This is a genomic window from Streptomyces sp. BK79 (assembly GCF_044142145.1).
In the GTDB taxonomy this organism is placed as follows: domain Bacteria; phylum Actinomycetota; class Actinomycetes; order Streptomycetales; family Streptomycetaceae; genus Streptomyces.
In genome coordinates this window covers 33,342-53,488 of the sequence record NZ_JBHVOC010000006.1, presented here as the reverse complement: position 1 = coordinate 53,488, position 20,147 = coordinate 33,342, and the positions used below count along the sequence as shown (strand labels likewise).

Genomic DNA, 20,147 nt, shown 5'->3' with positions numbered 1-20,147 from the left:
TATGCGTCAATCCCTCTCAGGGTTGTAAGTCTTGGGGTCTGATACGGGGGTCCTGGGGCCGGCGGGCCTTGATCGCTCAAGGCCCGCCGGACTCCCGTCAGACCTCTTCGACGCTGCTCGGCTCGCGCCGGGACAGGTCGATGCCGAGCTCCTCCGCAGCGCGGAAGACGTCCTCGTCGGTGTCACGCATCTCGATGGACATACCGTCACTGGACAGCACCTCCACGTTGAGGCACAGGGACTGCATCTCCTTGATGAGCACCTTGAAGGACTCGGGGATGCCGGGCTCAGGGATGTTCTCGCCCTTGACGATGGCCTCGTAGACCTTCACGCGGCCGGTCACGTCGTCGGACTTGATGGTCAGCAGCTCCTGGAGGGCGTACGCGGCGCCGTAAGCCTCCAGCGCCCACACCTCCATCTCACCGAAGCGCTGGCCACCGAACTGGGCCTTACCACCCAGCGGCTGCTGGGTGATCATCGAGTACGGGCCGGTCGACCGGGCGTGCAGCTTGTCGTCGACCAGGTGGTGGAGCTTGAGGATGTACATGTAGCCGACCGAGATCGGCTCGGGGAACGGCTCACCGCTGCGGCCGTCGAACAGCCGCGCCTTGCCGGACGGGAGCACCATGCGCTCGCCGTCGCGGTTCGGGATGGTGTGCTGGAGCAGACCGGCCAGCTCGTCCTCGCGCGCACCGTCGAAGACCGGGGTGGCGACGTTGGTGCCGGGCTCGACCTTGTCGGCGCCGATGGCCTGGAGGCGCTGCGCCCACTCCTCCGCGAGGCCGGAGACGTCCCAGCCGCGGCTGGCGAGCCAGCCGAGGTGGATCTCCAGGACCTGTCCCGGGTTCATTCGGGACGGGACACCCAGCGGGTTCAGGATGATGTCGACCGGGGTGCCGTCCTCCAGGAACGGCATGTCCTCGATCGGGTTGATCTTGGAGATGACGCCCTTGTTGCCGTGACGGCCGGCGAGCTTGTCACCGTCGGTGATCTTGCGCTTCTGCGCGACGTAGACGCGGACCAGCTGGTTCACGCCCGGCGGCAACTCGTCGCCCTCTTCGCGGTCGAAGACGCGGACGCCGATGACCTTGCCGATCTCGCCGTGCGGCACCTTCAGGGAGGTGTCGCGCACCTCGCGCGCCTTCTCACCGAAGATCGCGCGGAGCAGGCGCTCCTCGGGGGTCAGCTCGGTCTCACCCTTGGGCGTGACCTTGCCGACGAGGATGTCGCCGGCGACGACCTCGGCACCGATGCGGATGATGCCGCGCTCGTCGAGGTCGGCGAGGACCTCCTCGGAGACGTTCGGGATGTCCCGGGTGATCTCCTCGGGGCCGAGCTTGGTGTCACGGGCGTCGACCTCGTGCTCCTCGATGTGGATCGAGGAGAGGACGTCGTCCTGCACGAGGCGCTGCGACAGGATGATCGCGTCCTCGTAGTTGTGACCCTCCCACGGCATGAACGCGACCAGCAGGTTCTTGCCGAGCGCCATCTCGCCGTTCTCGGTGGCCGGACCGTCGGCGAGGACCTGGCCCTCGATGACCCGGTCGCCCTCGTTGACGATGACCTTCTGGTTGACCGAGGTGCCCTGGTTGGAGCGGGCGAACTTGGCCAGGCGGTACGTGATGTACGTGCCGTCGTCGTTGGTCGTGGTGATGTAGTCCGCGGAGACCTCCTGGACCACACCCGCCTTCTCGGCCTTGACCACGTCGCCGGCGTCGGCGGCGGAGCGGTACTCCATGCCGGTGCCGACCAGCGGGGACTCGCTCTTGATGAGCGGCACCGCCTGACGCATCATGTTCGCGCCCATGAGGGCACGGTTGGCGTCGTCGTGCTCGAGGAACGGGATCATGGCGGTCGCGACCGACACCATCTGGCGCGGCGAGACGTCCATGTAGTCGACGTCGTCACCGGGGACGTAGTCGACCTCTCCGCCACGGCGGCGGACCAGGACGCGGGCCTCGGAGAAGCGCATGTCGTCGTTGAGCGTGGCGTTGGCCTGCGCGATGACGAAGCGGTCCTCCTCGTCGGCGGTCAGGTAGTCGACCTCGTCGGTGACCTGGCCCTCGACGACCTTGCGGTACGGGGTCTCGATGAAACCGAACGGGTTGATCCGGCCGTACGAGGCGAGCGAGCCGATCAGACCGATGTTCGGGCCTTCGGGCGTCTCGATCGGGCACATGCGGCCGTAGTGCGACGGGTGAACGTCACGGACCTCGAAGCCGGCCCGCTCACGGGAGAGACCACCCGGGCCGAGGGCGTTCAGACGACGCTTGTGCGTCAGCCCCGACAGCGGGTTGTTCTGGTCCATGAACTGGGACAGCTGGCTGGTGCCGAAGAACTCCTTGATGGAGGCGACGACCGGCCGGATGTTGATCAGGGTCTGCGGCGTGATCGCCTCGACGTCCTGGGTCGTCATGCGCTCGCGCACGACACGCTCCATACGGGCGAGACCCGTACGGACCTGGTTCTGGATCAGCTCGCCGACGTTGCGGATGCGGCGGTTGCCGAAGTGGTCGATGTCGTCGGTCTCGACGACGATCTCCCGGCCCGACTCGCCGACCGTCTCGGTCTCACCGGCGTGCAGCTTCACCAGGTACTTGATGGTGGCGATGACGTCGTCGGTGGTGAGGACGCCGGCGTCCAGCGGCTCGTCGGCGCCGAGCTTCTTGTTCACCTTGTAGCGGCCGACCTTGGCGAGGTCGTAGCGCTTCGGGTTGAAGTAGAGGTTCTCGAGCAGCGTCTGCGCGGCCTCACGCGTGGGGGGCTCGCCCGGACGCAGCTTGCGGTAGATGTCGAGCAGCGCGTCGTCCTGGCCCTGGGTGTGGTCCTTCTCCAGGGTGGCGCGCATGGACTCGTACTCGCCGAACTCCTCGAGGATCTGCTCGGTGGTCCAACCGAGAGCCTTGAGCAGGACGGTCACGGACTGCTTGCGCTTGCGGTCGATGCGGACACCGACCATGTCGCGCTTGTCGATCTCCATCTCCAGCCAGGCACCCCGGGACGGGATGATCTTGGCGGAGAAGATGTCCTTGTCGGACGTCTTGTCGATCGAGGAGTCGAAGTAGACGCCCGGCGAACGGACCAGCTGCGACACGACGACACGCTCGGTGCCGTTGATGACGAAGGTGCCCTTGTTGGTCATGAGCGGGAAGTCGCCCATGAAGACCGTCTGGGACTTGATCTCGCCGGTCTCGTTGTTGGTGAACTCGGCGGTGACGAAGAGCGGGGCCGCGTACGTGAAGTCGCGGTCCTTGCACTCGTCGATGCTGTTCTTGGGGGGCTCGAAGCGGTGGTCGCGGAACGTCAGCGACATCGACCCGGAGAAGTCCTCGATCGGCGAGATCTCCTCGAAGATCTCTTCCAGACCGGACTTGGTGGGGACGTCCTGACCGGACTCCAGAGCCGACTCGACGCGAGCCTTCCACGCGTCGTTGCCGAGCAGCCAGTCGAAGCTCTCGGTTTGCAGCGCGAGAAGGTTCGGAACCTCGAGGGGCTCCTTGATCTTTGCAAAGGAGATGCGCAGCGGGGCGGTGCTGGCAGCGTTGTTCGTATTCGCGGTCGAGGCATTGCGCGAGGCGGCCAAGAGGGGGTCCTTCCGAGGGCTCGGACTCACTACGCGCGTACCGGCCCCTCTTCCGTGCACGAAGACAGGGGGTGCCTTTTATGGCTGAAAAGCCAGGTCAGGCATGCTCTGGTCGTCGGTGCTCGGGCGAGGGCAGACCCCTGGTGACGGGCAGGGGGCAACTAACAGGCAGCGCAAAGGGTCAGTGTAGCCACTTGGCCCACTGATGTCCAGTGCGGTTCTCGGGGACCGTGTTCGCTCCTCGTTGTTCTCACCACCTGCGGCAAGGCCTCGCCCTCAACGCACGTTGATACTGCCCTCTTCGTCGTCGATCCATGCCTCGGATACGGATCCTTTGACGACGCCCTGAGAATTGCGCGCTGCGTGCGGTTCGTCAAGGCCCCCCTTGGCCCGAACCGGTTGTCTCCAGCGGCTCTCAGGGCCCTGGAGACGGCACGACGAAGATCACCATACTCTTCGCCGCGACGCGTGCAAGGCAGCCGCCACCGGACCCCCTCAACGCCGAAGAGCGACCACCCGGATGGATGATCGCTCTTCGGTGCTACGGCGTTACAGACCCTGTCGGATCCGTTGGAGCCGGTGCGGTCTTACTTGACCTCGACGGAGGCGCCGGCGCCCTTGAGGGACTCGGCGGCCTTCTCGGCGGCGTCCTTGGCGACCTTCTCGAGGACGGGCTTCGGGGCGCCGTCCACGAGGTCCTTGGCCTCCTTCAGACCCAGGGAGGTCAGCTCACGCACGACCTTGATGACCTGGATCTTCTTGTCGCCGGCGCCGGTGAGGATGACGTCGAACTCGTCCTTCTCCTCGGCGGCCTCGGCGGCGGCGCCACCAGCGGCACCACCCGCGACGACGACCGGCGCGGCGGCGGCGGCGGTGACGTCGAACTTCTCCTCGAAGGCCTTCACGAACTCGGAGAGCTCGATGAGGGTCATCTCCTCGAACTGGGCGAGCAGGTCGTCCTGGCTGAGCTTCGCCATGATGGCGGTCCTTCCACTAATTCGGCAGGTGCCGGATGTACGGGGTGAGGCGGGCGTACGTCGGGCCCGCTGCGACCGTTGCCGCTAGGCGGCGTGGGTCAGAAAGCGAGCCGAATTACTCGGCACCGCCCTGCTCGTCCTGCTTGGCACGGAGCGCGTCCACGGTGCGGACGAGCTTCGACGGCAGCGCCTGGAAGACAGAGGCAGCCTGCGACTGCTTGCCCTTCATGGCACCGGCCAGCTTGGAGAGCAGAACCTCGCGGGACTCGAGGTCCGCAAGCTTCTTGATCTCGTCGGCGGACAGCGCCTTGCCGTCAAGGACACCGCCCTTGATGACGAGGTTCGGGTTGTCCTTGGCGAAGTCGCGCAGACCCTTCGCCGACTCCACCGGGTCACCGGTGACGAAGGCGACGGCCGTCGGACCAGCGAAGAGCTGGTCGTCGAGCGTGATCCCGGCCTCGTTGGCCGCAATCTTGGTCAGCGTGTTCTTCACCACGGCGTACTGGGCGTTCTCACCGAGCGACCGGCGCAGCGTCTTGAGCTGCGCCACGGTGAGACCGCGGTACTCGGTCAGCACGGCGGCGTTGGAGCTGCGGAACTTGTCCGTCAGCTCGGCAACCGCGGCAGCCTTTTCGGGCGTCGCCATAGAGCCTCGGCCTCCTTCCGGGTGATTCGGACCGCGCGGACCCGAAGGAGGACTGGGGAAAACGAAACGCCCCGGCGCAGGCGCACGGGGCGTGACTCGACCGGACGGCATCCGCACGGGGCGGGCACTCCGGGAGTTCATCCACAGTCACCTGCGCGGGTCGTCCGCAGTTCAGCGGATCCTTCGGCCACCGTGACTCTCGCGAGCACACGGCAACGACCAGCGGTCTTTGGCTTCTGGGAGAGCGTACGTGAACGGGGCAGTGTCAAGCAAATCCACCCGTACGGCGACCGGACCGGGCGGTGACCCCGGGACCTCCAGCGGGTCAGCCGTCGCCGCGCGCCTGCCCCAGCAGCTCGGTGAAGTCCGCGGTGTCGGCGGCCGGCGGGCGCTTCGCGGACACCGCGACGCCGTAGTCGCTGTAGTACGCGGTCTGGGTCAGCTCCCCGGTCTCCGTCCGCCCCCGCTCGACCTTCTTGACCAGCAGGTCCCGGTCGTCCACCCAGATGTCGACGGTCTGCCGGGCGGCGCCGTCCAGCGTGCCCCTCCAGTGCGTGGTGCGCCGGCCGCGGGTCTCCTCGTCCCCCACCCTGCGCACGTCGCCGGAGGCCAGGAGCCGCTTCACCACCTGGTGGGGCGCGGTGTCGCGCATCCCTTCCGCGAGGCCGGCCGCGCCGCTCCCGAGGCCCTCCAGGTCGGCGTAGACGTACCTGATCCAGTGCCTGCCGCCGGCCCGGTCGGCGAACGCGTCGCCCATCCGGGCGTAGTAGGCGTCGGGCAGGTACCGGGCCTCCATGGCGGTGGTGCCGAGCCCGCGCATGGTCTCGGCGGTCGTGCCGCCCGTGTACGTGATCGTCAGGGTGCCGGTGATGCCGTCGCGCCAGCCGAGGGCGCCGACGGCGCCCAGGGAGAGTTCGGTGCCCATGACGGTCGTGGACTCGACCCGTGCCGAGCCGGCCCGTCCGGTGGCCCGTTCCACGGAGCGCAGGGGCGCCGCGGACGGGTCGGCGGAGTCCGCGGAGCCGGGGGATCCGCTGGACGGGGTGCAGGCCGTGACGCACGCCAGCGCGACCGTCACCGCGACCGAGACGACCGTACGGCGTGCCGTCGTGCTCCTCATCCGCCCACCCCCTGTGCCCCTGTGCCCGCCCCGCGAGCCCGCCCTGCCCGCACGTTAACGCAGGGTACGGACAGCTGTACGGGGAACGTCCCGCGGGAAACGGGAACGGGCCCCGCACCTCGGAAGGTGCGGGGCCCGTGAACCGGTTGGGCGAGCCGTGGGCTCAGACCGCCGCCGGGTCCTCCTCGACGAGGAGGTTGCGGGTGCGGTTGGAGTCGATCGGGATGCCGGGGCCCATCGTGGTGCTGATGGCGGCCTTCCGGATGTACCGGCCCTTGGCGGCGGACGGCTTCAGACGGAGGATCTCCTCCAGCGCCGCGCCGTAGTTCTCCACCAGCTTGGTGTCGTCGAACGACGTCTTGCCGATGATGAAGTGCAGGTTCGAGTGCTTGTCGACGCGGAACTCGATCTTGCCGCCCTTGATGTCGTTGACAGCCTTGGTGACATCGGGGGTGACGGTGCCGGTCTTCGGGTTCGGCATCAGACCACGCGGACCGAGCACGCGGCCGAGGCGGCCGACCTTGCCCATGAGGTCCGGGGTGGCGACGACGGCGTCGAAGTCCAGACGGCCCTTCGCCACCTCGTCGATCAGCTCGTCGGCGCCGACGATGTCGGCGCCCGCGGCACGCGCGGCCTCGGCACGGTCACCGGTCGCGAAGACCAGGACCCGGGCGGTCTTACCGGTGCCGTGCGGGAGGTTCACGGTGCCACGGACCATCTGGTCGGCCTTGCGCGGGTCGACACCCAGGCGGAAGGCGACCTCGACGGTGCCGTCGAACTTGGTCGTGGAGGTCTCCTTGGCGAGACGGACGGCCTCGAGCGGGGCGTAGAGCTTGTCCCGGTCGATCTTGGCGTCCGCAGCGCGGAGAGACTTGCTGCGCTTGCTCACTACTGCTCCTGTTTGGCTTCTGAGGAGTCGTGGTGCGGGCCGAGCAGGCCCTGCCACTACTGCTGCTGGCTTACGGGGGTGGAGGTCAGCCCTCGACCGTGACGCCCATGGAACGGGCGGTGCCGGCGATGATCTTCGACGCGGCGTCCAGGTCGTTGGCGTTGAGGTCGGGCATCTTGGTCTCGGCGATCTCGCGGACCTGCGCCTGGGTGATCTTGGCGACCTTGGTCTTGTGCGGCTCGCCGGAGCCCTTCTCCACGCCCGCGGCCTTGAGGATCATCTTCGCGGCCGGCGGGGTCTTGGTGATGAAGGTGAAGGAGCGGTCCTCGTAGACCGTGATCTCCACCGGGATGACCCAGCCACGCTGCGACTCGGTCGCGGCGTTGTAGGCCTTGCAGAACTCCATGATGTTCACGCCGTGCTGACCCAGCGCGGGGCCGACCGGCGGGGCCGGGTTCGCGGCACCGGCCTGGATCTGGAGCTTGATGAGCCCCGTGACCTTCTTCTTCTTGGGAGGCATAGCTCTCCGGGTCCTTTCGATTCGGGTCCTGCCTGCACACGGGACGACCCGGACACAGGCATACCGCACAACGATAACGGGTATAGATGCGCGGCCAAAAACCGAGCAGGTCAGACCGGCTGCCGTAGCGCCTGTCTGACCTGTCCGGAAGCGTCGGCCCAGAGGGAACCGGCCCTGAGGGGGCTAGTTCTTCTGGATCTGGTCGAAGCTCAGCTCGACCGGGGTCTCGCGGCCGAAGATCTCGACGAGGCCCTTGACCTTCTTCGAGTCGGCGTTGATCTCGTTGATCGTGGCCTGGAGCGTGGCGAACGGGCCGTCGGTGACGGTGACCGAGTCGCCGACCTCGAAGTCCAGCACCTGGACCTCGACCTTGCGCTGCGGAGCCGGCTTGCCCTCGGCCTCGGCGGCCTCGCGGGCGGCCTTCTCCTCGGCCTCCGGGGCGAGCATCTTGACGATCTCGTCCAGCGTCAGCGGGTACGGGTCGTAGGCGTTGCCGACGAAGCCGGTGACGCCGGGGGTGTTGCGGACGACGCCCCAGGACTCGTTGGTCAGGTCCATGCGGACCAGCACGTAACCCGGCAGCTTGTTCTGGCGGATCGTCTTGCGGTCGCCGTTCTTGATCTGGACGACCTCTTCCTGCGGCACCTCGGCCTGGAAGATGTAGTCCTCGACGTTGAGCGAGACGGCGCGCTGCTCCAGGTTGGTCTTCACGCGGTTCTCGTAACCGGCGTAGGTGTGGATGACGTACCACTCGCCGGGGAGGACGCGCAGCTCCTGGCGGAGCTTCTCGATCGGGTCCAGCTCGGGCTCGGGCTCGGACTCCTCGGCCTCGTCCGCCTGCTCGGCGGTCTCGTCCTCGGCCGTCCCGTCCTCGGCGGACTCGTCGTCCTGGACCTCGTCCTCGGTGGACTCGTCTTCGACGGTCTCGTCCTCGGCGACGGCGTCGTCGGCAGCCTCGGCCTCGGCGGAGGCCTGGGTGTCCTCGTTGTCGGCGCCCTCGACGGTGCCGAGCTCGTCCTCGACGGACTCGACCGGCTCGATGGCGTCGTTCACGTTCGGGTCAGACACGGTGGCTGCTTCTTCCTGGATACATAGGGGTGGAACACGCGAAAGGGGCGCCGGGTACCTCGGCGCCCTTCGCTCTCGACTCAGCCGAAGACGTACTTGGCGGCGTGAGAGAAGCCATAGTCAATCAGAGTCACCAGGCCGATCATGATGACCACGAAGATGATCACCACGGTGGTGTACGTCGACAGCTGGTTCCGGCTCGGCCAGACGACCTTGCGGAGTTCCGCGACGATCTGGCGGTAGAAGAGCGCGAGGCGCTTCAGCGGGCCCTTCTTGGCGCGCTTGCCGCCCTTGCGGGACTTCTTCTTGGAGTCCGGAGCCTCGTCCTCGGCATCAGGCATGTCGATGGAGCCCACGGCGTCCGTCACTCGTCCTCACCTGATTCCGGGTCGTGGCCGTGCCGCGCCCGGTCTGAGCCGCACGGCGGTGCATTGCTGTACGTACATGCGCACACATCCTGGCGAAGGTGTGTGTAGCAGGGCCGGAGGGACTTGAACCCCCAACCGCTGGTTTTGGAGACCAGTGCTCTACCAATTGAGCTACGACCCTTTGTGTGTCCCCAACGTACCGCATCCGCCCGGATGCTCGGTGTGCACCGGGTGACTGCGGGCCGGTGAAGGCCAACGAGGTGAGAGTGTACGTGCTCAACGGCCGGGCGTCGAACAGAAAGGACGTCCGGACTGGTGTTCAGGCCCGCGCCCGGTCCGGTGCCGGTCCTGTTCAGTCCGTGAAACCCCTGTGCCCGGGAAGTTTCCGGTCTGGAACGATGGGCGCATGAGCGCTGCAACCCCTCCCACCGAGCGCCGGGTCTCCGCCCGGATCGGTGCGATCTCCGAGTCCGCCACCCTCGCCGTGGACGCCAAGGCCAAGGCCCTCAAGGCCGCCGGACGTCCGGTGATCGGCTTCGGCGCCGGTGAGCCCGACTTCCCGACGCCGGACTACATCGTCGAGGCCGCCGTCGAGGCGTGCAAGAACCCCAAGTTCCACCGCTACACCCCGGCCGGCGGGCTGCCGGAGCTGAAGGCCGCGATCGCCGCCAAGACGCTGCGCGACTCCGGCTACGAGGTCGACCCGTCGCAGATCCTGGTCACCAACGGCGGCAAGCAGGCCATCTACGAGGCGTTCGCCGCGATCCTCGACCCGGGCGATGAGGTCATCGTCCCGGCGCCGTACTGGACGACGTACCCCGAGTCGATCCGGCTGGCCGGCGGTGTCCCGGTCGAGGTCGTCGCCGACGAGACGACCGGCTACCGGGTGAGCGTGGAGCAGCTGGAGGCCGCGCGCACCGAGAAGACCAAGGTCGTCCTGTTCGTGTCGCCGTCGAACCCGACCGGCGCCGTGTACAGCGAGGCCCAGACCGAGGCGATCGGCCAGTGGGCCGTCGAGCACGGCCTGTGGGTGCTGACCGACGAGATCTACGAGCACCTCGTGTACGGCGACGCCTTCTCGGTGTCGCTGCCGGCGCTGCTGCCCGAGCTGCGCGACAAGTGCATCGTGGTCAACGGTGTCGCCAAGACGTACGCGATGACCGGCTGGCGGGTCGGGTGGGTCATCGGCCCGAAGGACGTCGTCAAGGCCGCGACGAACCTCCAGTCTCACGCCACGTCCAACGTGTCCAACGTGGCCCAGGCGGCGGCGCTGGCCGCGGTCTCCGGCGACCTGGACGCCGTGGCGAAGATGCGGGAGGCGTTCGACCGGCGCCGCAGGACGATCGTGCGGATGCTCAACGAGATCGACGGCGTGCTGTGCCCGGAGCCGGAGGGCGCGTTCTACGCCTACCCGTCGGTGAAGGGGCTGCTCGGCAAGGAGATCCGGGGCAAGCGTCCCCAGGACACGGTCGAGCTGGCCGCGCTGATCCTGGAGGAGGCCGAGGTCGCGGTGGTGCCGGGTGAGGCGTTCGGCACGCCCGGCTACCTGCGGCTGTCGTACGCGCTCGGGGACGAGGACCTCGTCGAGGGCGTGAGCCGGATCCAGAAGCTGCTGGCGGAGGCGCGGGGCTGACCGCGCTTCCCCGGCAGGGCTCCCCGGAACGTTCCGGGGAGCCCTGTTTGTTTGTGCGAGCAAGACCACGTACGGGGAAAGTGCTGTCCCGCCGGGTGTGTCGTGCGGCAGGATCACGGAATGGAGCGTGTACGTGATCTCTCTGAGCTGCCGAAGGCCCATCTCCACCTGCACTTCACCGGGTCGATGCGGCCCGCGACCCTGCTGGAACTGGCCGACAAGCACGGTGTGCGGCTGCCCGATTCGCTGACCGAGGCGCTGGAGCGCGGGGAGTCGCCGAAGCTGCGGGCGACGGACGAGCGGGGCTGGTTCCGCTTCCAGCGGCTGTACGACGCGGCGCGGTCGTGCCTCCAGGAGCCGGAGGACATCCAGCGGCTGGTGCGGGAGGCCGCGGAGGAGGATGTGCGGGACGGGTCGGGGTGGCTGGAGATCCAGGTGGACCCGACGTCGTACGCGCCGCGGCTGGGCGGGCTGATCCCGGCACTGGAGGTCATCCTGGACGCGGTGGAGACGACCGTGCGGGACACCGGGATCGGGATGCGGGTACTGGTGGCCGCGAACCGGATGAAGCACCCGCTGGACGCGCGGACGCTGGCGCGGCTGGCGGTGCGGTACGCGGACCGGGGGGTCGTCGGGTTCGGGTTGTCGAACGACGAGCGGCGGGGCATGGCGCGGGACTTCGACCGGGCGTTCGCGATCGCGCGGGAGGGCGGGCTGCTGTCGGCTCCGCACGGGGGTGAGCTGACCGGGCCGGCGTCGGTGCGGGACTGCCTGGACGACCTGGACGCGGACCGGATCGGGCACGGGGTGCGGGCGGCGGAGGATCCGCGGCTGCTGAAGCGGCTCGCCGACCGGCAGGTGACGTGCGAGGTGTGCCCGGCGTCGAACGTCGCCCTGGGGGTGTACGAGAAGCCCGAGGACGTGCCGTTGCGGACGCTGTTCGAGGCGGGGGTGCCGATGGCGCTGGGCGCGGACGACCCGTTGCTCTTCGGTTCGCGGCTGGCCGCTCAGTACGAGATCGCCCGGGACCACCACAGGTTCACGGACGCGGAGCTGGCGGAACTGGCCCGCCAGTCGGTACGGGGGTCGGCCGCGCCGGAGGACGTGAAGGCGCGACTGCTGACGGGCGTCGACGACTGGCTGACGACAGCCGTCTAGCTCCCGCTCCTGTCAGAGGCTGACGCCCACCGTCACCGGTTCGTTGACCAGCGTCACGCCGAAGGCCTCGTGGACGCCGGCGACGACCTCGCGGGCGAGGGCGAGCAGGTCCTCCGTGGTCGCCTCGCCGCGGTTGGTGAGGGCGAGGGTGTGCTTGGTGGAGATGCGGGCGGGTCCCGTGCCGTAGCCCTTGGTGAAGCCCGCCTTGTCGATCAGCCAGGCGGCGGAGGTCTTGATACGGCCCTCTCCGGCGGGGAAGGCGGGCGGCTCCACGGCGTCGCCCAGGCGCTCGGACACCCGCGCGCGGAACGCGGTGAACTCCTCGTCGGTGAGGATCGGGTTGGTGAAGAACGACCCGGCCGACCAGGTGTCGTGGTCCTCGGGGTCCAGGACCATGCCCTTGCCCGCCCGCAGCGCGAGCACGGTGTCGCGGGCGTGGGCCAGCGGCACCCGCTCCCCCGCCGCCACACCGAGGGCGCGGGCCGTCTCGGCGTAGCGCAGGGGCGCGGAGAGTCCGCCGGCGTCCTCCAGCGCGAAGCGGACGCGCAGGACGACGTAGCGCTCGGGCTCGGCCTTGAAGCGGCTGTGGCGGTAGGAGAACGCGCAGTCGGCGTTGGTGAGGGTCACCGTCCCGCCGGCCCTGCGGTCGTACGCGACGACCTCGGTGATCGTGGCGGAGACCTCCTGGCCGTACGCGCCCACGTTCTGGATGGGGGTGGCGCCCGCCGAGCCGGGGATGCCGGCCAGGCACTCGACGCCGGCGAGTCCGGCCTCGACGGTGCGGGCGACGGCGTCGGTCCAGATCTCGCCGGCCGCCAGCTCCAGCGTCGTCCCATCGAGGGAGAGGCCGCGGGTGGCGATGTGCAGGGCGGTGCCGTCGAAGCCCTTGTCGCCGATGACGAGGTTGGAACCGCCGCCGATGAGCAGCAGCGGGGTGCCACTGTCGTCGGCCTCGCGGACGGCGGCGATCACCTCGGCGTCGGTGGTGGCCGTGATCAGGCGGGTCGCCGGTCCGCCCAGTCGGAAGGTGGTCAGCGGGGCGAGGGGAGCGTCGTGGAGTTCCTGCACGGGCTCAAGACTACGAGACGGCACCGACAGTGCCGCGCGACGGGAAACGCCCCAGCCGGTCGGCCGGGGCGTTCCTTTCCTCGGGCGGGTCCTCAGGCCAGGCGCCGCCGTACCTCCGCCCAGCTCACCGGCAGTTCCTCGCTCGTCACGGTCCAGGTGGTGAACTTCGCGTCCCGCATCTGCGCGGACAGCTTGCGGGAGGCCGGCGCGTGGGCGCCGGAGCGGGCGAAGGCCCTGAGGGCCTCGGGCGACTCCCAGGCGGACAGCGTCCAGAAGGTCCGCTTGAAGGGCTCCGCCTTCAGGGACGCCCCGTACGCTCCGGGCGCGCCCCTGACCTGCCGCCACACGCCCGGCGTGCGGGCCAGGAACGCAAGCGCTCCCCACAGGGTGCGGGTCTCGAACCGGGAGGCGAAGACGTGGACCTCGGTGGTGCGAGGCGGCCGCCCGGCCGTGGTCCAGGGGAGGGTGGGCATGTCGCGCTCCTTTCCGGGCTCGTCGGCGTTCAGCGGGGGGTCGCCGCGGGGGCGGCGAGCGCGGGTCCGGCCTTCCGATCCGCCGCCCGGCCGTCCGGGGGCGTCCGGTCGTCCCGGCGGCGGCGCGGTATCAGCAGGGTCGCGACGCCTCCGAGGGCCACGATCCCGGCGCCCACCGCCACCGCGGGCCGCAGGCCGTCGACGAAGGCCTGTCCGGACTCGTAGCCGCCCTGGGCGGCGAAGATCGACCCCATGACCGCGATGCCGAGCGCGCCGCCCACCTCGCGCAGCGCGTTGTTGGCGCCCGAGGCGATGCCCTGCTCCTTCGCGATGACGCTGGACATCACCAGGGCGGAGGCGGGGGCGAAGAACAGGGCCATGCCGATTCCGCTGAGGATCAGGCCGGGCAGCTGGACGGCGTAGGTGGCGTCGGCGGTGATCACGGAGGCGAGGTAGCCGAGGCCGGCGGCCTGGAGGAAGAGTCCGGCGGCGACGACCGGGCGCCCTCCGATCCGGTCCGAGAGGATGCCGGCGATCGGCGCGACCAGCATCGGCATGCCGGTCCAGGGCAGCATGCGCAGGCCCGCCTCGGTGGGCGAGTAGCCGAGCACGCCCTGCATGTACTGGCTGAGCAGGAAGATCGAGCCGAACATCCCGAGGAACATCAGCAGGCTCGCCGCGTTGATGCCGGCGAAGGCGCGGGACCGGAACAGGCGCATGGGGAGCATGGGGTTCGCGGCGCGGGTGCTGTAGAGGACGAAGCCGGCCAGCAGCGCGGCCCCGGCGAACAGGGCGGTCAGCACCACGGCGCCGGTCCAGCCGTCGACGGGCCCGCGGACCAGGCCGTAGACGATGCCGAAGAGCCCGCCGCTGGCGAGCAGCGTGCCGGGTACGTCGAGCGGGGCGCCGGTGCCGTGCGACTCGCGCAGGCGGAGACGGGCGAGCGGCAGCAGGGCGAGGCCCAGCGGAACGTTCAGCCAGAAGATCCACTGCCAGGACACGTGCTCGGTGAGGCTGCCGCCGACCAGAGGGCCGGACGCCACGGCGAGCCCGTTGACGGCGCCCCAGATGCCGTACGCCATCCCGCGCCGTTCGGCGGGCACGGCGGCCGTCAGCAGGGTCAGCGTCAACGGCATCATGATCGCCGCGCCGACGCCCTGCACCGCGCGGGCGGCGATGAGCGAGTCGATGCCGGGCGCCATGGCCGCGGCGGCCGAGGCGCCGGTGAAGACGGTGAGGCCGACGAGGAAGAGCCTGCGGCGGCCGAAGCGGTCGCCGAGGGCGGCACCGAACATCAGGAGGACGGCGAAGGTGAGCGTGTAGGCGCTCACCGTCCATTCCAGGTCGTGCAGTCCGCCGCCCAGGTCCGCCCGGATCGAGGGCAGCGCGGTGGTGACGACGAGGTTGTCGAGGGCCGCCATGAATCCGGCGACGCTGGTGATGACGAGGGCCCAGCCTGCTCCCCCGCGTCGTGCGATCTGCTGTGACATCTCTCCCCCAGAGGGTGTGCGCGTGTCGCGATCAACGGGTTAGTGATCAATTACTAACTTCAGCGGGCATGCGGCACCTCACGACAGGCGCCCGCCCGTGTCCGGTCGTCGTGCTGTGTGCCGTGTGCTGGGTGGTGTCCGCTGTCTAGCTGTCGCCCTCGGCGCGCTTGACCCGCGCCGAGAGGTGGAGCCCGTCCCAGATCCGGTGCTCGGGCGGGAAGCCCATCCCGGCCAGGGTGTTGATGAGCATGCCGTACGCCATGAAGGTCGTCGTCTCGTTGACGTCGCCGCCGAGGGGCAGGTGAACGGCGTCCCAGAGCTCCAGCCAGCCCTTGCGGACCATCTCGCCGAACTCGTGCTCCCCCGCGGCCTCCGCCGCCGCGACCGTGACGTACACCTGCAACTGCATCTGGAGCTTCTCGGGCTGCTCGGAGATCAGCCGCGTGTAGGCCTCGGCCATGGCCTGCAGGGCCTCTTCGCCGTGCAGACCCTCGGATGCCGCCTCGAAGACCTTGCGCATGTCCCGCAGACAGCGTTCCGCCACGGCGAGGAAGATCGCCTTCTTGCCCGGGAAGAGCCGGAAGAGGTACGGCTGGGAGACCCCCACCCGCTTGGCGATGGCCTCGGTGGAGGTGCCGTAGTAGCCACCCCGGGCGAACTCGCTCGTCGCCGCCCGGATGACGCTCTCGCGTCGCTCCTCCGCGCTCATCCTGACCATACGAGAAAGTTAGTACTCAATCACTAACTTGGTCAAGGGGGTCGCGAGGCAGGGCGACATGTGTAAGGGGCGCCTCGCAGTGGAGGCGCCCCTTACACACGTGCTTCACCCACATCGCGTTCGCTCAGCCGAGACGGACGACCGCCCGGGACATCCCCAGCACCTTCTGTCCGCCACTGGTGGCCGTGAGGTCGACGCGGACGGTGTGGTCGTCGAGCTTGGCCGCGACCTTGCCGCTGACCTCGATCACCGCGCCCTGGTCGTCGTTCGGGACGACGACGGGCCGGGTGAAGCGGACGCCGTACTCCACGACCGAGCCGGGGTCGCCGGTCCAGTCGGTGACCACGCGGATCGCCTCGGCCATGGTGAACATGCCGTGCGCGATGACGTCCGGCAGGCCCACCTCCTTGGCGAACTTCTCGTTCCAGTGGATCGGGTTGAAGTCGCCCGAGGCACCCGCGTACCGCACCAGCGTGGCGCGGTTCACGGGGAAGGTCTGCGCGGGCAGCTCGGTGCCGACCTCGACGTCGTCGTACGCGATCTTCGCCGCCGTGGGGCGGGTCACGGAATCCGTCATGGGATGCTCACGCCTCCTCGGCCGCGCGGGCCACGAGCTTGGTCCAGGCGGTCACGACGTGCTCGCCGGCCTCGTCGTGGACCTCACCGCGAATGTCCAGGATGTCGTTGCCCGCCATCGACTTGACCGCCTCGATGGTCGAGGTGACCGTGAGCCGGTCCCCGGCCCGCACCGGACGGACGTACGCGAACTTCTGGTCCCCGTGCACCACCCGGCTGTAGTCCAGCCCGAGCTGCGGGTCCGCGACGACCTGTCCGGCCGCCTTGAAGGTGATCGAGAAGACGAAGGTCGGCGGAGCGATCACGTCCGGGTGACCGAGCGCCTTCGCCGCCTCGGCGTCCGTGTACGCCGGGTTGGCGTCCCCCACCGCTTCCGCGAACTCGCGGATCTTCTCGCGGCCCACCTCGTAGGGCTCGGTGGGCGGATAGGTCCGCCCCACGAACGACTGGTCGAGCGCCATGGGCTGGCAACCTCCTGCTGCTCTTCTGGTGACGACAACGACACGAGGCCGCCCCCAGACTTCGGGGACGGCCTCGTGTACGAGCCTTGTTTATCGCGTTTCGCGGTGCGCGGTGTGCGCGTTGCAACGCGGGCAGTGCTTCTTCATCTCCAGTCGGTCCGGGTTGTTACGCCGGTTCTTCTTGGTGATGTAGTTCCGCTCCTTGCACTCCACGCAGGCCAGCGTGATCTTCGGGCGGACGTCGGTGGCAGCCACGTGAGTGCACTCCTTGACGAACGGATTGATGGTGTTAACGCAGAAAAGAGTAGCCGATTGAAGGACCGACCCCGCAATCGGCTACTGAAAGTAGCGGTGACCGGACTTGAACCGGTGACACAGCGATTATGAGCCGCTTGCTCTACCGACTGAGCTACACCGCTGTGATGCGATCGGACCCCGCCTCGCGGCGGGAACCTCTCACACCAGAGCCCCAATACGGAATCGAACCGTAGACCTTCTCCTTACCATGGAGACGCTCTGCCGACTGAGCTATTGGGGCGAGCGATGAAGACATTACACGGTCGCCCGCCGTTCGCCCAAATCCGTTTCGTCGCCCCTGCCCAGGCCCGTCCGTCCACGCCGTGAGCGGCGGACCGCACCGGTACGACTATTGCGCTCCTCCGCGCCAGGCGTTGATCACCGTCCTAGGCTCGACTCACTCTGCGTGATCTTGCGTCCCCCACTGCGCAGTCCCGAGCCCAGAGGAGCGCGATGCCCGACAGCCAGCCGCAGCCGCCCCACTCGCCCTCCCCCTCGGGCCCCGCCGACGGCGGCTCGCTCCTGCTCTCCGGGGCCCGCCTCACCGACGGCCGGACCGTGGACGTACGGCTGCACGGCGGGCGCATCGAGGCCGTCGGCACGGCCGGCAGCCTGGCCTCGGCCCGCACGACCGGCCCCGGCACCCGCGTGGACCTCGGCGGCTACCTCCTCCTGCCCGCCCCCGCCGAGCCCCACGTCCACGGCGACACGGCGCTGACGGCCGACGCCCCCGGTCCCGTCTCCCTCGACGCCCGCGACGTCCAGCGCCGTGTCACGGAGGCCGCCCTGCTCCAGCTGGGACACGGGGCGACCGCGGTACGGGCGCACGTACGCGTGGGCGACGTCCCGGGGCTGGGCGCGCTGACCGGCGTGCTCCGGGCCCGGCGTTCGCTGCGCGGGCTGGCCGAGCTGACCACCGTGGCGATGCCGAGGGTGCTGACCGGGGCGGCCGGGGCCGACGGGCTGGCGATGCTGCGGGACGCGGTGAAGATGGGCGCGGACGTGGTGGGCGGCTGCCCCGACCTGGACCCCGACCCGGCGGGGTACGTGGAGGCGGTCCTGGAGGTCGCCGCCGAGCACGGCTGCCCGGTCGACCTGCACACGGACGCGGCCGACCCGGCGCGGCTCGCGCGGCTGGCGGCGATGGCGGGCGGGCTGCGCCCAGGGGTGACCCTCGGCCCCTGTGACGGCCTGGGCCGGCTGCCCGCCGAGGTGGCCTCCCGGGCCGCGGACCAGCTCGCGGCGGCCGGGGTGACGGTGGTGTGCCTGCCGCAGGGCGCCTGCGGCGCCCTGGACCACCGCGACGGCACGGCTCCGGTACGACTGCTGCGGGCGGCCGGCGTACGCGTCGCCGCCGGGAGCGGTGCGCTGCGGGACGTGTCCAACCCGGTCGGGCGCGGTGACCCGTTGGAGGCGGCGTACCTCCTCGCCTCACGCCACGGGCTGCGTCCCGAGGACGCGTACGACACGGTGAGCACGGCGGCACGGGCGGCGCTGGGTCTGCCCGGGGTGCGGGTGGAGGCGGGCTTTCCCGCCGAGCTGCTCGCGGTGCGCGGGGACCGGCTGGCGGGGGCGCTGTCCCTGGCGTACAGCCGGATCGTGGTGCACCGGGGGCGCGTGGTGGCGCGGACCAGCGCGGTACGGGAGTACGGCGACTCGACGACCACGACGGACCTGGGGCTGCCTCGGCAGGGGCGTGGCGGGTCCGGGGGGCGTGGGGAGGCCGGAGGTGCTGGTGTCCGGGGCGGCGGCGATGCCTGAACAGGGCTGAGGACGTACCCGAGGGGGGCGGTACGGACGTCCGGTGGAGCGCGGCCGAAGTCGTGCGGCGCGGGCGGCCGTCGGGGCGTACGGTCGAGAGCATGCGCATTGTCATCGCTGGTGGTCATGGTCAGATCGCGCTGCGGCTGGAGCGGTTGCTCGCCGCGCGCGGTGACGAGGTGGCGGGCATCATCCGCAAGGCCGAGCAGGCCGACGATCTGCGCGCGGCCGGCGCCGAACCGGTCGTGCTCGACCTGGAGTCGGCCTCCGTCGAGGAGGTCGCGGAGCGGCTGCGGGGCGCGGACGCCGCGGTCTTCGCGGCGGGCGCGGGTCCCGGGAGCGGGGCGGCCCGCAAGGACACGGTGGACAAGGCGGCGGCGGCCCTCTTCGCCGACGCGGCGGTCCGGGCGGGCGTGCGTCGCTTCGTGATCGTGTCCTCCATGGGAGCCGACCCGAAACACCAGGGGGACGAGATCTTCGACGTCTACCTGCGCGCCAAGGGCGAGGCGGACGCCTACGTGCGCACGCTGGACGGGCTGGACTGGACGATCCTGCGCCCCGGACAGCTGACGGACGACGCCGGCACCGGCCTCGTCCGCCTGGAGGCCCACACCGGGCGCGGCCCGGTCCCGCGCGACGACGTGGCCGCCGTCCTGGCGGAACTGGTCGACACCCCGGCCACGAACGGCCTGACCCTGGAACTCATCGGCGGCTCGACACCCGTGTCGGTGGCGGTGAAGTCGGTGGCCGGGAACTGAGACCGGCGCGGGCACGCCAGGGGTGAGCGGTCAGAACAGGGGCAGTTGCCCGGGGAAGTCGGGGACGACATAGCCGTCCAGTGACGGCTGTGCCGCGCCCAGTTGCGCCGACCGGCGTGAGCCCGGGCAGGAGACGAGATCGCCGCTCTCCCGCGCGCCGGGCGGGTCGTGACGGGCGTACCGCCCCGCTACGACGGCGATCTCGCGACGGCACTCGGGGCAGTTCCTGCGGCGGGAGGACGAGACCATGCCACCAGTCTGCCCCGCGGCGGGACCACCCCGGACGCCAGACATGACGAAAGCCCCGCGACCTGCTGTTCGGGCAGGTCACGGGGCTTTCGTTCCCGTGTGGCGGCGCCAGGATTCGAACCTGGGAAGGCTGAGCCGGCAGATTTACAGTCTGCGCGCTATCGGGGCGCTCAACTGCGGTTCCGATGTAGGGCATGCTCCCTGCCCCTCAGATGCCCCACCGTGGTAGCTACTCTCCCGCATCGCCTTCCATGCGACGCTCAGTCTCAACCCTGCCCTGCCACTTCCCCGGAGCCCATGCAAGTTGTGCCTTGTCCTTACGGAACGCTCCCGA

20 protein-coding genes and 4 tRNA genes are annotated in these 20,147 nt (G+C 69.8%); 4 read left to right on the top strand and 20 right to left on the bottom strand.

What is annotated here, in order from left to right:
• Positions 1-97: 97 nt before the first annotated feature.
• The 9 genes from rpoB to ACFIF2_RS08925 all read right to left on the bottom strand — a co-directional run bounded on the left by rpoB (position 98) and on the right by ACFIF2_RS08925 (position 9,352).
• Positions 98-3,583 (bottom strand): DNA-directed RNA polymerase subunit beta, encoded by a 3,486-nt coding sequence (rpoB, locus tag ACFIF2_RS08965; protein ID WP_395572007.1) that lies wholly within the window; start codon positions 3,581-3,583, stop codon positions 98-100.
• A gap of 587 nt (positions 3,584-4,170) precedes the next feature.
• Positions 4,171-4,560, bottom strand: coding sequence for a 50S ribosomal protein L7/L12 (rplL, locus tag ACFIF2_RS08960; protein WP_063482831.1), 390 nt, complete (start codon positions 4,558-4,560; stop codon positions 4,171-4,173).
• A 115-nt stretch (positions 4,561-4,675) separates the two neighbouring features.
• Entirely contained in the window at positions 4,676-5,206 is a 531-nt protein-coding gene (rplJ, locus tag ACFIF2_RS08955; RefSeq protein WP_073725156.1) for a 50S ribosomal protein L10, read from the bottom strand.
• Positions 5,207-5,531: 325 nt separating this feature from the next.
• Positions 5,532-6,326, bottom strand: coding sequence for a hypothetical protein (locus ACFIF2_RS08950; RefSeq protein WP_395572006.1), 795 nt, complete (start codon positions 6,324-6,326; stop codon positions 5,532-5,534).
• Positions 6,327-6,489: 163 nt separating this feature from the next.
• Positions 6,490-7,215 (bottom strand): 50S ribosomal protein L1, encoded by a 726-nt coding sequence (gene rplA, locus ACFIF2_RS08945; RefSeq protein ID WP_395572005.1) that lies wholly within the window; start codon positions 7,213-7,215, stop codon positions 6,490-6,492.
• Between the two features lie 85 nt (positions 7,216-7,300).
• Complete coding sequence (gene rplK / locus ACFIF2_RS08940; protein ID WP_395572004.1) at positions 7,301-7,735, bottom strand: 50S ribosomal protein L11; 435 nt, start codon at positions 7,733-7,735, stop codon at positions 7,301-7,303.
• A gap of 183 nt (positions 7,736-7,918) precedes the next feature.
• On the bottom strand, positions 7,919-8,803 hold the full coding sequence (gene nusG, locus ACFIF2_RS08935) for a transcription termination/antitermination protein NusG (protein WP_395572003.1): 885 nt from the start codon (positions 8,801-8,803) through the stop codon (positions 7,919-7,921).
• Positions 8,804-8,883: 80 nt separating this feature from the next.
• The gene (secE, locus tag ACFIF2_RS08930; RefSeq protein ID WP_395572002.1) at positions 8,884-9,171 is read right to left on the bottom strand and encodes a preprotein translocase subunit SecE; all 288 of its coding nucleotides are present in this window, start codon (positions 9,169-9,171) and stop codon (positions 8,884-8,886) included.
• A 108-nt stretch (positions 9,172-9,279) separates the two neighbouring features.
• Positions 9,280-9,352 (bottom strand) — tRNA-Trp (locus ACFIF2_RS08925).
• Between the two features lie 225 nt (positions 9,353-9,577).
• On the opposite strand from ACFIF2_RS08925, the gene ACFIF2_RS08920 reads away from it, so the two are divergent.
• Positions 9,578-10,804, top strand: coding sequence for a pyridoxal phosphate-dependent aminotransferase (locus tag ACFIF2_RS08920; RefSeq protein ID WP_395572001.1), 1,227 nt, complete (start codon positions 9,578-9,580; stop codon positions 10,802-10,804).
• Between the two features lie 120 nt (positions 10,805-10,924).
• Positions 10,925-11,962 carry an adenosine deaminase gene (locus tag ACFIF2_RS08915; RefSeq protein ID WP_395572000.1) on the top strand — a complete coding sequence of 346 codons (1,038 nt, stop codon included), beginning with the start codon at positions 10,925-10,927 and terminating at the stop codon, positions 11,960-11,962.
• 12 nt (positions 11,963-11,974) lie between these two features.
• On the opposite strand, the gene ACFIF2_RS08910 is transcribed toward ACFIF2_RS08915, so the two are convergent.
• The 9 genes from ACFIF2_RS08910 to ACFIF2_RS08870 all read right to left on the bottom strand — a co-directional run bounded on the left by ACFIF2_RS08910 (position 11,975) and on the right by ACFIF2_RS08870 (position 17,286).
• Complete coding sequence (locus tag ACFIF2_RS08910; protein ID WP_395571999.1) at positions 11,975-13,030, bottom strand: UDP-N-acetylmuramate dehydrogenase; 1,056 nt, start codon at positions 13,028-13,030, stop codon at positions 11,975-11,977.
• Between the two features lie 92 nt (positions 13,031-13,122).
• On the bottom strand, positions 13,123-13,503 hold the full coding sequence (locus ACFIF2_RS08905) for a DUF3291 domain-containing protein (RefSeq protein ID WP_395571998.1): 381 nt from the start codon (positions 13,501-13,503) through the stop codon (positions 13,123-13,125).
• Between the two features lie 29 nt (positions 13,504-13,532).
• Positions 13,533-14,993 (bottom strand): MFS transporter, encoded by a 1,461-nt coding sequence (locus ACFIF2_RS08900; RefSeq protein ID WP_395571997.1) that lies wholly within the window; start codon positions 14,991-14,993, stop codon positions 13,533-13,535.
• 145 nt (positions 14,994-15,138) lie between these two features.
• Positions 15,139-15,711 carry a TetR/AcrR family transcriptional regulator gene (locus ACFIF2_RS08895; protein WP_395571996.1) on the bottom strand — a complete coding sequence of 191 codons (573 nt, stop codon included), beginning with the start codon at positions 15,709-15,711 and terminating at the stop codon, positions 15,139-15,141.
• Positions 15,712-15,835: 124 nt separating this feature from the next.
• Positions 15,836-16,288 (bottom strand): MaoC family dehydratase, encoded by a 453-nt coding sequence (locus ACFIF2_RS08890; RefSeq protein WP_395571995.1) that lies wholly within the window; start codon positions 16,286-16,288, stop codon positions 15,836-15,838.
• 7 nt (positions 16,289-16,295) lie between these two features.
• Positions 16,296-16,748, bottom strand: coding sequence for a MaoC family dehydratase N-terminal domain-containing protein (locus ACFIF2_RS08885; RefSeq protein WP_395571994.1), 453 nt, complete (start codon positions 16,746-16,748; stop codon positions 16,296-16,298).
• 90 nt (positions 16,749-16,838) lie between these two features.
• Positions 16,839-17,003 (bottom strand): 50S ribosomal protein L33, encoded by a 165-nt coding sequence (gene rpmG / locus ACFIF2_RS08880; protein ID WP_003948671.1) that lies wholly within the window; start codon positions 17,001-17,003, stop codon positions 16,839-16,841.
• A gap of 91 nt (positions 17,004-17,094) precedes the next feature.
• Positions 17,095-17,167: transfer RNA gene (locus ACFIF2_RS08875), tRNA-Met, on the bottom strand.
• Positions 17,168-17,213: 46 nt separating this feature from the next.
• A tRNA-Thr gene (locus ACFIF2_RS08870) sits at positions 17,214-17,286 on the bottom strand.
• Between the two features lie 212 nt (positions 17,287-17,498).
• Here ACFIF2_RS08870 and ACFIF2_RS08865 point away from each other — a divergent pair.
• Complete coding sequence (locus tag ACFIF2_RS08865) at positions 17,499-18,806, top strand: hydrolase (protein ID WP_395571993.1); 1,308 nt, start codon at positions 17,499-17,501, stop codon at positions 18,804-18,806.
• A gap of 101 nt (positions 18,807-18,907) precedes the next feature.
• The gene (locus tag ACFIF2_RS08860) at positions 18,908-19,564 is read left to right on the top strand and encodes an SDR family oxidoreductase (protein WP_395571992.1); all 657 of its coding nucleotides are present in this window, start codon (positions 18,908-18,910) and stop codon (positions 19,562-19,564) included.
• A 30-nt stretch (positions 19,565-19,594) separates the two neighbouring features.
• On the opposite strand, the gene ACFIF2_RS08855 is transcribed toward ACFIF2_RS08860, so the two are convergent.
• Both ACFIF2_RS08855 and ACFIF2_RS08850 read right to left on the bottom strand, forming a co-directional pair.
• Positions 19,595-19,813 carry a hypothetical protein gene (locus ACFIF2_RS08855; RefSeq protein WP_395571991.1) on the bottom strand — a complete coding sequence of 73 codons (219 nt, stop codon included), beginning with the start codon at positions 19,811-19,813 and terminating at the stop codon, positions 19,595-19,597.
• Between the two features lie 100 nt (positions 19,814-19,913).
• Positions 19,914-19,984: transfer RNA gene (locus ACFIF2_RS08850), tRNA-Tyr, on the bottom strand.
• Positions 19,985-20,147 lie beyond the last annotated feature (163 nt).

Bases quoted from the DNA above. Each gene is read 5' to 3' on its own strand.
- rplL (WP_063482831.1), bottom strand. From the start codon at position 4,560: ATGGCGAAGCTCAGCCAGGACGACCTGCTCGCCCAGTTCGAGGAGATG.
- rplJ (WP_073725156.1), bottom strand. From the start codon at position 5,206: ATGGCGACGCCCGAAAAGGCTGCCGCGGTTGCCGAGCTGACGGACAAG.
- ACFIF2_RS08950 (WP_395572006.1), bottom strand. From the start codon at position 6,326: ATGAGGAGCACGACGGCACGCCGTACGGTCGTCTCGGTCGCGGTGACG.
- rplK (WP_395572004.1), bottom strand. From the start codon at position 7,735: ATGCCTCCCAAGAAGAAGAAGGTCACGGGGCTCATCAAGCTCCAGATC.
- ACFIF2_RS08920 (WP_395572001.1), top strand. From the start codon at position 9,578: ATGAGCGCTGCAACCCCTCCCACCGAGCGCCGGGTCTCCGCCCGGATC.
- ACFIF2_RS08915 (WP_395572000.1), top strand. From the start codon at position 10,925: ATGGAGCGTGTACGTGATCTCTCTGAGCTGCCGAAGGCCCATCTCCAC.
- ACFIF2_RS08905 (WP_395571998.1), bottom strand. From the start codon at position 13,503: ATGCCCACCCTCCCCTGGACCACGGCCGGGCGGCCGCCTCGCACCACC.
- ACFIF2_RS08900 (WP_395571997.1), bottom strand. From the start codon at position 14,993: ATGTCACAGCAGATCGCACGACGCGGGGGAGCAGGCTGGGCCCTCGTC.
- ACFIF2_RS08895 (WP_395571996.1), bottom strand. From the start codon at position 15,711: ATGGTCAGGATGAGCGCGGAGGAGCGACGCGAGAGCGTCATCCGGGCG.
- ACFIF2_RS08890 (WP_395571995.1), bottom strand. From the start codon at position 16,288: ATGACGGATTCCGTGACCCGCCCCACGGCGGCGAAGATCGCGTACGAC.
- ACFIF2_RS08885 (WP_395571994.1), bottom strand. From the start codon at position 16,748: ATGGCGCTCGACCAGTCGTTCGTGGGGCGGACCTATCCGCCCACCGAG.
- ACFIF2_RS08865 (WP_395571993.1), top strand. From the start codon at position 17,499: ATGCCCGACAGCCAGCCGCAGCCGCCCCACTCGCCCTCCCCCTCGGGC.
- ACFIF2_RS08860 (WP_395571992.1), top strand. From the start codon at position 18,908: ATGCGCATTGTCATCGCTGGTGGTCATGGTCAGATCGCGCTGCGGCTG.
- ACFIF2_RS08855 (WP_395571991.1), bottom strand. From the start codon at position 19,813: ATGGTCTCGTCCTCCCGCCGCAGGAACTGCCCCGAGTGCCGTCGCGAG.